Origin of the sequence: Brachybacterium avium (assembly GCF_002216795.1) — a bacterium.
GTDB classification, from domain to species: Bacteria; Actinomycetota; Actinomycetes; order Actinomycetales; family Dermabacteraceae; genus Brachybacterium; species Brachybacterium avium.
This window is the reverse complement of sequence record NZ_CP022316.1, coordinates 675,426-685,846: the sequence shown is the minus strand read 5'-3', so window position 1 is coordinate 685,846 and position 10,421 is coordinate 675,426. Positions and strand designations below refer to the sequence as shown.

10 protein-coding genes and 3 tRNA genes are annotated in these 10,421 nt (G+C 68.2%); 12 read left to right on the top strand and 1 reads right to left on the bottom strand.

From position 1 onward, the window contains the following. Positions 1 to 17: 17 nt before the first annotated feature. The 7 genes from CFK39_RS03140 (at position 18) to CFK39_RS17560 (ending at position 7,964) form a co-directional block, all read left to right on the top strand. Entirely contained in the window at positions 18 to 728 is a 711-nt protein-coding gene (locus tag CFK39_RS03140; RefSeq protein ID WP_089064234.1) for an FHA domain-containing protein, read from the top strand. A gap of 155 nt (positions 729 to 883) precedes the next feature. Next, positions 884 to 5,350, top strand: a complete 4,467-nt coding sequence (locus CFK39_RS03135) for an FtsK/SpoIIIE domain-containing protein (RefSeq protein WP_089064233.1) — start codon at positions 884 to 886, stop codon at positions 5,348 to 5,350. A gap of 209 nt (positions 5,351 to 5,559) precedes the next feature. Then, entirely contained in the window at positions 5,560 to 5,829 is a 270-nt protein-coding gene (locus CFK39_RS03130; protein WP_089064232.1) for a WXG100 family type VII secretion target, read from the top strand. A gap of 132 nt (positions 5,830 to 5,961) precedes the next feature. After that, positions 5,962 to 6,444, top strand: coding sequence for a hypothetical protein (locus CFK39_RS03125; protein ID WP_089064231.1), 483 nt, complete (start codon positions 5,962 to 5,964; stop codon positions 6,442 to 6,444). A gap of 249 nt (positions 6,445 to 6,693) precedes the next feature. Then, entirely contained in the window at positions 6,694 to 6,966 is a 273-nt protein-coding gene (locus CFK39_RS17565) for a hypothetical protein (protein WP_245822866.1), read from the top strand. A gap of 68 nt (positions 6,967 to 7,034) precedes the next feature. Beyond that, positions 7,035 to 7,304: a WXG100 family type VII secretion target gene (locus CFK39_RS03115; protein WP_089064230.1), complete on the top strand. Its 270-nt coding sequence runs from the start codon at positions 7,035 to 7,037 to the stop codon at positions 7,302 to 7,304. A gap of 399 nt (positions 7,305 to 7,703) precedes the next feature. Then, positions 7,704 to 7,964, top strand: a complete 261-nt coding sequence (locus CFK39_RS17560) for a hypothetical protein (protein WP_089066268.1) — start codon at positions 7,704 to 7,706, stop codon at positions 7,962 to 7,964. A 493-nt stretch (positions 7,965 to 8,457) separates the two neighbouring features. Here CFK39_RS17560 and CFK39_RS03100 read toward each other — a convergent pair whose 3' ends face one another. Further along, positions 8,458 to 8,946, bottom strand: a complete 489-nt coding sequence (locus CFK39_RS03100; RefSeq protein WP_089066267.1) for a YajQ family cyclic di-GMP-binding protein — start codon at positions 8,944 to 8,946, stop codon at positions 8,458 to 8,460. A gap of 197 nt (positions 8,947 to 9,143) precedes the next feature. Between CFK39_RS03100 and CFK39_RS03095 the strand changes: the two genes are divergently transcribed. The 5 genes from CFK39_RS03095 (at position 9,144) to CFK39_RS03075 (ending at position 10,418) form a co-directional block, all read left to right on the top strand. Then, positions 9,144 to 9,225, top strand: a tRNA-Tyr gene (locus CFK39_RS03095). An 85-nt stretch (positions 9,226 to 9,310) separates the two neighbouring features. After that, a tRNA-Thr gene (locus tag CFK39_RS03090) sits at positions 9,311 to 9,383 on the top strand. Positions 9,384 to 9,437: 54 nt separating this feature from the next. Then, positions 9,438 to 9,514 (top strand) — tRNA-Met (locus CFK39_RS03085). A gap of 135 nt (positions 9,515 to 9,649) precedes the next feature. Then, positions 9,650 to 9,781 carry a 50S ribosomal protein L33 gene (rpmG, locus tag CFK39_RS03080; RefSeq protein WP_226850118.1) on the top strand — a complete coding sequence of 44 codons (132 nt, stop codon included), beginning with the start codon at positions 9,650 to 9,652 and terminating at the stop codon, positions 9,779 to 9,781. Positions 9,782 to 9,968: 187 nt separating this feature from the next. Next, positions 9,969 to 10,418, top strand: a complete 450-nt coding sequence (locus CFK39_RS03075; RefSeq protein WP_089064229.1) for an FAS1-like dehydratase domain-containing protein — start codon at positions 9,969 to 9,971, stop codon at positions 10,416 to 10,418. Positions 10,419 to 10,421: the final 3 nt, after the last annotated feature.

Below are 10,421 nucleotides of genomic sequence, written 5' to 3'. Positions count from 1 at the left end.
AGAGGGGACGACTGAGGATGGCGTCGACGATTTCGGTCGAGTTCTGCGGGGAGTGGTGGCGCGTCGAGGACGATGAGGAGCTGACCATAGGCCGGGAGGCCGATCTCATCGTCGATGAGGACAATCCGTTCCTCCACCGGCGATTCCTCACGATCGTCCAGGTCGAGTCGATGTGGTGGCTGGTCAACATCGGGTCTCGGCTGTCCGCCACGATCACCGACGGCTCCGGATCGATGCAGGCGTGGCTTGCGCCGGGTGCACGGATCCCTCTGGTCTTCGACGTGACCAAGGTGGTGTTCACCGCCGGCCCCACCACCTATGACCTCGCGGTGCACGCCGACTCCCCGGAGTTCGCCCGCATCGCGGGTCCGGACGACCCGGTGGGGGAGACCACCATGGGGTCGGTCCAGCTGACCCCGAGCCAGAAACTCCTGATCCTCGCGCTCGCCGAGCCGATGCTGGTGCGGGAAGGGTCGGGGATGAGCTCGGTGCCGACCTCGGCCCAGGCCTCGCAGCGGCTGGGCTGGCAGCTGACGAAGTTCAATCGGAAGCTGGACAATGTCTGCGACAAGCTCGACCGGCTCGGGGTGCGCGGACTGCGGGGCGGCCCGGGCAAGCTCGCCAGCAACCGCCGGGCACGCCTGGTCGAGCATGTGGTCTTCTCGCGCCTGGTCACCAGCGAGGACCTCCCGCTGCTGGAGCAGTCGGAGGAGCCGGACGAGGACTGACCTCTCGGCCCTCTCGCGACCGGCACCCCGGCGCCGACGACCACCGACGACCGCTGACGAACACTGACGACCGCTGACGAACACTGACGGAACGGGCCGCCCCGGCGGGGCGCCCCAGCAGGCGGGCGAGGGGCCCACCAGGGGGAGGAGCATCGATGCGCATCAAGCTCACGCTGCGCAGGCCCGAGGATCGGCTGACCGATCTGGAGGTCACCGCCGATGCCACGGCGACGGTCGCGGACGTCGCGAACGCGCTGTACGTGGCCGATCCGCTGCGCGCGGACGGCGAGGCGCCGGAGGGGCTCACCCTCCAGGTCCAGGATCCCGGCGCAGGCCCGGGCGCGAAGGGCGTGCGCTCGCTGGACCGAGAGATCGACCTGATCCAGGCCGGGCTGCGCTCCGGCAGCATCGTCTCCATCGCCCGGTCCTCGACCGAGTACGCCACGCGTTCGGAGTCCCGCGGCGCGGCGGTCGCCCTGCTCCGGGTGCTCTCCGGCCCCGAGGCGGGCAGGGAGTTCCCCCTGCCCTCCGGTTCGAGCGTCGTCGGCCGGGAGGGCGATCTGGACATCCGGATCGCCGACCCCATGCTCTCCAAACGGCACGCCCGCATCAACGTCGGCGACTCGATCGAGATCGTGGACCTGCACTCCTCCAACGGTGTCGTGCTCGGCGGCGAGCAGGTGCAGCGTGCGGTGATCGGCCCGGCGGACACGGTGCTGATCGGTCAGACCACGTTCTCGGTGATCGCGCTGCACCGGCTCGGGGGCACCGCGCCCAGCTCGCCGGTGGTGGAGTTCAACCGCTCCCCGCGCGTGGTGCCACGCTTCCCCTACCGGCCCCTGAAGGCGCCCACCCCGCCCAAGGAGCCACAGCCGCAGTTCTTCCCGATCTTCATGATGTTCGCGCCCATCCTCATGGGCGGTCTCATGTTCTCGATGACACGCAGCCCGTACTCGCTCATGTTCGTGTTCATGATGCCGATGATGGCCACGGCCGGGTACCTGAACCGCAAGTTCCAGCAGAAGAAGATGCTCGAGCGGCAGATCGAGAACTTCGACGAGGGCCTGGCCTCCCTCAAACGACGGGTCACCGCGGCGCAGGACCTCGAACGCGCGGTGCGCCTGGTCGAGACCCCGTCGGCGGCGGACACCGTGGACGCCGCATTCCGGCTGGGCCGGCTGCTGTGGACCCACCGCCCCGAGCACAATGCCTTCGGCGCGGTGCGGCTGGGCCTGGGCATCGCCGAATCGCGGGTGGGCATCGAGATGCCGGGGGAGAACGATGCGATCCCCAAGTACTACGACATGCTCGACGACATGAACGAGGAGTACAAGCTGATCGCCGGGGTGCCGGTGGCGGCGGAGCTCCGGTACGCCGGCAACATCGGGGTGGCCGGCGGAGGGGAGGAGGCCGACGGGGTGGCGCGCGGCATCGTCACCCAGATCTTCGCCCTCCACTCCCCGGCAGAGGTGGCGATCGCGGCGATTACCTCACGCTCCAGCCGTGAGATGTGGCAGTGGCTGAAATGGCTCCCGCACACCTCGAGCGCGCATTCGCCGCTGCCCGGGGACCACCTCGCCGACACCCCTGGTCGAGGCACCTCCCTGCTCTCGCGCATCGAGGAGCTCATCGAGCAGCGTGCAGGGGATGCCCCGGCGAGCCTGCGCACCCCGATGACCGTCCAGATCGAGGCGGAGCCGGAGATCCCCCCGGAGCCGATCACCCCCAGCCTCGTGGTCATCATCGAGGACGACGCCCCGGTGGACCGCGCCCGGCTGGTGCGCCTCGCCGAGCGCGGACCGGACGTCGGGATCCATGTGATCTGGTCCGCCTCCAATGTCGCGGCGCTGCCGGCCGCCTGCCGCACGTACGTCTCCGTCGAGGAGTCCGTGGAGGGGGCGAGCGCCGGGCATGTGCGCGTGGGGGAGCGCTTCTACCCGGTCACGGTCGAGACCGTGTCGGTCGAGGTCGCTTCCGGCGTGGCCCGCCATCTGGCCCCCGTGGTCGACGCCGGCGTCCCGATCGACGACGACTCCGACCTGCCCCGTTCGATCTCCTATCTCAAGCTCGGCGGCATGGCGATGGCCGAGGATCCGAACCACATCATCGAGCGGTGGAAGGAGAACAGCTCCCTCACCCCGCGGGACGGCTCGGAGCCGCAGCGGCGCAAGCATGACGCGAACCTGCGCGGGCTGGTCGGCCACAACGGCCAGGATGCCTTCCACCTCGATCTGCGCACCAACGGTCCCCACGCGCTGGTGGGCGGTACCACCGGTGCCGGCAAGTCGGAGTTCCTCCAGGCCTGGGTGCTGGGCATGGCCACGGCGCACAGCCCGGACCGCGTGACATTCCTGTTCGTGGACTACAAGGGCGGCGCCGCCTTCGCCGACGCCGTCGCACTGCCGCACACCGTCGGCCTGGTCACCGATCTCTCCCAGCACCTGGTGCGGCGCGCACTGACCTCGCTGCGGGCCGAGCTGCACTACCGCGAGCACCTGCTGAACCGGAAGAAGGCGAAGGACCTGGTCTCGCTGGAGCGCACCGGTGACCCCGAGGCCCCTCCCAGCCTGATCATCATCGTCGACGAGTTCGCGGCGCTGGCCAAGGAGATCCCGGAGTTCGTCGACGGTGTCGTGGACGTCGCCGCCCGAGGCCGCTCCCTGGGCCTGCACCTGATCCTCGCCACCCAGCGGCCCGCGGGCGTCATCAAGGACAACCTGCGCGCCAACACGAACCTCCGCATCGCGCTGCGCATGGCCGACGAGGCGGATTCCAAGGACATCCTGGGGGACAAGCTGGCCGCGCACTTCGACCCCGGCATCCCGGGCCGCGGCGCGGCCAAGACCGGGCCCGGACGGATCGCGACCTTCCAGTCCGGGTACGCCGGCGGATGGACCACCGATGAGCCCGAACGGGCCCGGATCGACATCGTCGAGAAGGACTTCGGCACCGGGGAGCAGTGGGACATCCCGGCCCCGCCCGCCAAGGAGATCGAGGACCCCGGCCCCAATGACATCTCCCGGGTCGTCGCGACGGTGGTGGCCGCGGCGGAGAACGCCGGCGTGCCCGCACCGCGCAAGCCGTGGCTGTCGGAACTGGCCGATGCCTACGACCTCTCGCGGCTGCCCAGCCGACGCACCGACGAGGAGCTGCTGCTGGGCGTGGTGGATGTCCCCGAGGACCAGGCACAGCCCACGACCTCGTACTTCCCGGACCGGGACGGCAACATGGCCATCTACGGCACCGGCGGCTCGGGCAAATCCACCACGCTGCGCACCCTCGCGATCTCGGCCGCCTCCACCGTCCGCGGCGGACCCGTCCATGTCTACGGCCTCGACTTCGGGGCCTCCGGGCTGACGATGCTCGAGGAGCTCCCGCACGTGGGCACGATCGTCCCGGGTGACGACGAGGAGCGGGTGATCCGCCTCCTGCGGACCCTGCGCCAGCTGATCGACGAGCGGGCGAAGGAGTTCGCGAAGCTCCGCGCCGGGTCGGTGGCCGAGTACCGCGAGCTGGCGGGGAAGCCGGACACCCCGCGCATCCTGCTGCTGGTCGACGGCATGGCGGCGTTCCGCGAGGCCTATGACTACTCGAACCTCTCGAAATGGTTCACCACCTTCGTCCAGATCGCGACCGACGGACGCCAGGTGGGTGTGCATGTCGTCGTCACCGGCGACCGCCCCAACGCGATCCCGACCTCGCTGGGGTCCTCGATCCAGCGCCGTCTGATCCACCGGATGGCGAGCGACGAAGACTACGTCGCCTTCGGCGAACCCAAGGACGTGCTGGATGGCACCTCACCCCCCGGGCGTTCCATCCAGGACGGCCATGAGGTGCAGGTCGCCGTGCACGGAGGTGACGCCAACGTGGCCATCCAGTCCCGCGAGGTCTCCAAGCTCGCCAAGGCGATGCGCCGGGCCGGGATGCCCGAGGCGCCGGAGATCAAGCGACTTCCCGAGCGCGTTGAGTTCACCTCTCTGCGCCCGACGGTCGGCGGCATGCCGGTGCTGGGGCTGGCCGACGAGACTCTGGCCGAGCTCACCTTCGAGCCGCGGGGCGCCTTCATGGTCACGGGCCCGATGGGCTCGGGACGCACCACCGCGATGCTGACCATCGCCACCGCGCTGAAGGCGATGGATGAACCGATGCGCCTGGTCCGCTTCTCCTCGCGCCGCACACCCCTGACAGGGCTGCCGATCTGGGACGTGGAGGCCTCGGACCCGGATACGGTCCGTGAGCTCGCGGGCCAGCTGCGCCAGACCATCGAGTCCGGCTCCGTGGGGGAGGGCAGGCTCGCCCTGTTCATCGACGGTGTCGCGGACTTCACCGGCAGCGGGGTCGAGAGCGATCTGGACAAGCTGATCCGGGCGAGCACCCGTGAGGGCCAGTTCGTGGTCGGAGAGAACGAATCGGCCTCCTGGTCGCAGGCCTACGTGCTCGCCCAGCCCTTCAAAGCGGGCCGGCGGGGCCTCCTGCTGCAGCCGAGCGACATGGACGGCGACTCCTTGCTCGGCACCGGGCTGGGGAGGATCCGTCGAGCGGACTTCCCGCCCGGGCGCGGATTCCTCGTCCACAGCGGCCGCGCACTGAAACTGCAGGTCGCGCAGGTGACGACCGGCTGAGTGAGCCCCGGACGGGCTGCGAGGCGACGGAGACGGCGCCGCAGCGCGTGCGTCGCAGGACCCGCGGGAGGGTCTGCATCCCCATGGGGACTCCTCCCCATGGTCCGGGCCCGCGGATCGCTCTACAGTGAATCCTGTCGACCATGACATCACGCCGGTGCACCGCAACGGGGCGCGGGCGGGAGCCATCAGGAAGGGGAACCCGAACAGTGAACGCCACGAAGGGTATGAACGTCGAAGAGGTCCGGCGGATGTCGGCCCAGCTGCGTGACGCAGCCGAGGAGATCACCAGGATCGAGCAGGAGCTGACCGGCGGCCTCGCTGAGGTCGACTGGACCGGTCCTGATGCGGATCGTTTCCGCGGCCAGTGGCAGAGCGAGATGGTGCCGGCGCTGCAGCAGATCATGAACTCGGTCAACGAGCTGGGGGAGTCGGCCGAGCGGAACGCCTCCGAGCAGGAGACCGCCTCGTCCCAGTGACGAGAAGATCTCCGGAGCGCGCGATCGACAAGCGGCGGGGCTCGAGCGGGTGCTCTGCTCGAGCCTTCGTCATGCCTGGGACATGCCTGATATGTTGACCGGCGTCAGTGGTGGGACGAACGGAGCATATCCATGGCAAAGAGCATCGAATACCCGAGCGCGGATTTCCCCGGACCGCCCCGCATCGCGATCGAGGTGCCGGAGGACTGGGAGACGCTGACCGTCCCCGGTGTCCAGGTCGCCGTCGCGCAGCCTCGGGTGGAGGGGAGCTTCCGGGCGAATGTCGTGGTGACGGTGCAGCGGTTCGGTCCGGAATTCACCCTCGAGTCGGCCCGGGCCGGCCTCGACCAGCGCAAGGCGGCGCTGCCGGAGCTCGAAGAGCTCGGCACAGGAGAGATCGAGGTCGCCGGCTCCACCTGGATCGCCAGCGAGTACGGATACACGCAGCCCGGGCGGCCGACCGTGGTCCAGGCGGCGCGCTATGCGGTCATCGACCGCGGCGGGGTGGCCACGGACGTCCTGGAGGTCGTGGGCAGCTGCGGCGCCGAGAGCGCCGATGATGAGATCGAGACCGTGCGCACCATCCAGGATTCGCTCCGCGTGACGGTGGACTGAGCACGCCCCGTCCGTCCCGGCCCCGGCCCCCGTGAAGGGAGCCGGGGCCGTCGCCATGTCGAGGCAGCTGCGACCTGACCGGTGCCCCCGGACGGAGCACGATGGGGAGTCCTGGACGGGGAGTTGTCCCCATCGCCAAGTGGGGGTGGGGGTTCTAGGGTGGTGTCATCACCTGGGGGACAGGGTCGAGGAGGCGGTGTGAGGCCGCGGAGGTCCTCTCCGGTGGGTAGGGCTAGTCTTCACTACGACATGGAGGACACCATGAAGAAGGGTATGAACCCTGAGGCCGTCGATCAGATGAGCCAGCAGATCCAGCAGGCCGGCGATGATGCCTTGCAGGCTTTTCAGCAGGTGGCGAGCAGGGTCGAGGGCTTCGACTGGACGGGTGAGGACCGGGATCGTTTCGTCGGTGAGTTCACCGGGACGCTGCAGGATCTCGCTCAGCGGGTGAAGCAGAGCTGTGATGAGTTCTCGGAGCGTGGGAAGACGAACGCGGCGAAGCAGCGCGAAGCGTCGTCCTGATCGTCTGGGTTCAAGTTTCTTTTCTTTTGTAGTTCTGTAGCCCCGGGTCGGGGCGAGAGGGGTAGGTCATGGCTTTCAAGGGTATGAATCCGGAAGAGGGTCGCGAGGTCGCGCAGGCGGTGTCCGATGCGGGTCAGCAGATCATGGAGATCGTCGGCGATATGAGCAGCGTCGTGAACTCTGTGGAGTGGGTCGGTACGGACTACGACTCGTACCGTGAGGATTGGGGTTCGTTCGTCGGTGGGGGGCTGGCGAACCTGGTCAATGCGCTGGAGGAGAAGGGCAAGGCCCTCAACCAGCACGCGGAGGAGCAGGACACCACGTCGAACCAGGGCTGAGTGCTCGGTTCAACGTTCGTCTCGCGGAAGGCCCCGCACCCGTTTCGGGTGCGGGGCCTTGTGTGTGCTCGGCGTCGTGCGGGCGGGGTTCCTCGTGGGTGGCGCCGTTGTGGGCGGGTGCGCCGGGAGCGTCACCACAGCCATGCCGGTGCAGCCGGCGACGCGTGATCATCCACAGCCGGAACACTCCCCCGATCGCTCTCCAATCCTTTATGACCTGGTGTGATGACTGATAGAGGGAATGGGGAGGAGCATGGGGAGTTGTCCCCATCGCCAAGTGGGGGTGGGGGTTCTAGGGTGGTGTCATCACCTGGGGGACAGGGTCGAGGAGGCGGTGTGAGGCCGCGGAGGTCCTCTCCGGTGGGTAGGGCTAGTTTTCACTACGACATGGAGGACACCATGAAGAAGGGTATGAACCCTGAGGCCGTCGATCAGATGAGCCAGCAGATCCAGCAGGCCGGCGATGATGCCTTGCAGGCTTTTCAGCAGGTGGCGAGCAGGGTCGAGGGCTTCGACTGGACGGGTGAGGACCGGGATCGTTTCGTCGGTGAGTTCACCGGGACGCTGCAGGATCTCGCTCAGCGGGTGAAGCAGAGCTGTGATGAGTTCTCGGAGCGTGGGAAGACGAACGCGGCGAAGCAGCGCGAAGCGTCGTCCTGATCGTCTGGGTTCAAGTTTCTTTTCTTTTGTAGTTCTGTAGCCCCGGGTCGGGGCGAGAGGGGTAGGTCATGGCTTTCAAGGGTATGAATCCGGAAGAGGGTCGCGAGGTCGCGCAGGCGGTGTCCGATGCGGGTCAGCAGATCATGGAGATCGTCGGCGATATGAGCAGCGTCGTGAACTCTGTGGAGTGGGTCGGTACGGACTACGACTCGTACCGTGAGGATTGGGGTTCGTTCGTCGGTGGGGGCTGGCGAACCTGGTCAATGCGCTGGAGGAGAAGGGCAAGGCCCTCAACCAGCACGCGGAGGAGCAGGACACCACGTCGAACCAGGGCTGAGTGCTCGGTTCAACGTTCGTCTCGCGGAAGGCCCCGCACCCGTTTCGGGTGCGGGGCCTTGTGTGTGCTCGGCGTCGTGCGGGCGGGGTTCCTCGTGGGTGGCGCCGTTGTGGGCGGGTGCGCCGGGAGCGCCACCACAGCCACCCCGGCCCGGTGTCAGCGGTAGTTGATGAACTGGAGCGCGACGTCCAGGTCCTTGCCCTTCAGCAGGGCGATGACGGACTGCAGGTCGTCACGGCTCTTGGAGGAGACCCGCAGCTCGTCCCCCTCGATCCGGGCCTTGACCGCCTTGGGTCCCTCATCACGGATCAGCTTCGCGATCTTCTTGGCGTCCTCGGTGCTGATGCCCTCCTTGAGCGCCGCCGCCAGGCGCATCTCCTTGCCGGACTGCTTGGGCTCACCCACGTCCAGGGACTTGAGCGAGATGCCCCGGCGGATGAGCTTGGACTGCAGCACGTCGAGGACGGCGAGCACCCGCTCCTCCGCATTGGCGGTCATGACGATCTCATCCCCGCTGAGGGTGATCGAAGCTCCGGTGCCCCGGAAGTCGTAGCGCTGACCGACCTCCTTCACTGCCTGATTGACAGCGTTGTCGATCTCCTGACGATCGAGCTTGCTGACGATGTCGAACGATGAATCTGCCACGGTGGGTCCTTCCTTCGTGCGGCCGCCCGGATGGGCCGCCACCTCATTGTCCACGAGCACCGGGAACAGCTGTGACGCTCTTCATGCGCCGAGGGGCCGCTCCCGGTTCGCATCGGCGACGCGGCGCCGGTATGCTGGTCCAGGTCCGCTTCCGGCGGCCACGCGATCCAGGTCGTGTGGACAACGGCAGCGGTCACGGCAGATTACCCGAGCGGCCAAAGGGAGCTGACTGTAAATCAGCTGGCATTGCCTACGTGGGTTCGAATCCCTCATCTGCCACGGCGGAGGATCCATGTGATCCGAAGCACCGGGACCAGCCTCCGAATTGCCTCCGGGCGAGGAGATGGGTAAAGTTCACCGGGTTGCCCTGATAGCTCAGTCGGCAGAGCGTCTCCATGGTAAGGAGAAGGTCAAGGGTTCGATTCCCTTTCAGGGCTCTGATGGATGCGGCGGCCCGGTCTCATTCGAGATCGGGCCGCTTCATCGGTCACGCCGGGGTAGCTCAGACGGTTAGAGCGCACGACTCATAATCGTGAGGTCGCGGGTTCGATCCCCGCCCTCGGTACCACACCGGTTCCCGCCGGAGTGCTGAATCCACATCCCCGAGCACGGGGACCCACGAGGTGTGCCGCTGGGCGCGCCACCCGGACGAAAGAGGCGAACCGTGGCGAGCAAGAGCTCTGACGTGCGTCCCAAGATCACCATGGCTTGTGTTGATTGCAAGGCGCGCAACTACATCACCAAGAAGAACCGCCGTAACACCCCGGATCGGCTCGAACTCTCGAAGTTCTGCCCGACCTGCGGCAAGCAGACGGCGCACCGCGAGACCCGCTGAGCGGGCGCAGCACGCTTTCGCGAAGGCCACCCGGGATCATCCCGGGTGGCCTTCGTCGTTCGCGGACCCCGCTGGGTCCCTGGACCGGGGCGGAGCCACGCCACCTGCTCACCCCACCGGTCCTGCGGTGAGATGATCGTGGGGTTCGTACCCGTCGGCCCCGGCCGACCAGACCTCGGGAGACGCCATGCCCCTCACCCCCGACCCCGCCTTCGCCGGGCGCACCTACCCGGCCGGGCCCGTGCACACGGTCTCGGCCGCGAAGGTCGCCGAGTTCGCGCGCGCCACCGGCGCATCATCGCCGCTGCACACCGATCCTGAGGCGGCACGCCGCGCCGGCCATGCGGGTGTGCTGGCCCCGCCGACCTTCCTGGTCTCCCTCGCGCAGGCCACCGAGGCGCAGTACATCGAGGACCCCGCCTCCGGGATCGACTTCTCCCGGGTGGTCCACGGCGAGGAGACCTTCACCCTGCACCGCCCCGTGGTCGCGGGGGACCGGCTGGTCCCCACCCTCACCGTCGAGTCGGTCCGCGCCGCCGGCGGTCACACGATGGTCACCACCCGCGTGGACCTCGCCGACGAGACCGGCGCCGAGGTCGCCGCAGTGCGCAGCATGCTGGTCGTCCGCGGCGACTGACCC

Bases quoted from the DNA above. Each gene is read 5' to 3' on its own strand.
- CFK39_RS03075 (WP_089064229.1), top strand. From the start codon at position 9,969: ATGCCCCTCACCCCCGACCCCGCCTTCGCCGGGCGCACCTACCCGGCC.
- CFK39_RS03125 (WP_089064231.1), top strand. From the start codon at position 5,962: ATGGCAAAGAGCATCGAATACCCGAGCGCGGATTTCCCCGGACCGCCC.
- CFK39_RS03135 (WP_089064233.1), top strand. From the start codon at position 884: ATGCGCATCAAGCTCACGCTGCGCAGGCCCGAGGATCGGCTGACCGAT.
- CFK39_RS17565 (WP_245822866.1), top strand. From the start codon at position 6,694: ATGGAGGACACCATGAAGAAGGGTATGAACCCTGAGGCCGTCGATCAG.
- CFK39_RS03115 (WP_089064230.1), top strand. From the start codon at position 7,035: ATGGCTTTCAAGGGTATGAATCCGGAAGAGGGTCGCGAGGTCGCGCAG.
- CFK39_RS03140 (WP_089064234.1), top strand. From the start codon at position 18: ATGGCGTCGACGATTTCGGTCGAGTTCTGCGGGGAGTGGTGGCGCGTC.
- rpmG (WP_226850118.1), top strand. From the start codon at position 9,650: ATGGCTTGTGTTGATTGCAAGGCGCGCAACTACATCACCAAGAAGAAC.
- CFK39_RS17560 (WP_089066268.1), top strand. From the start codon at position 7,704: ATGAAGAAGGGTATGAACCCTGAGGCCGTCGATCAGATGAGCCAGCAG.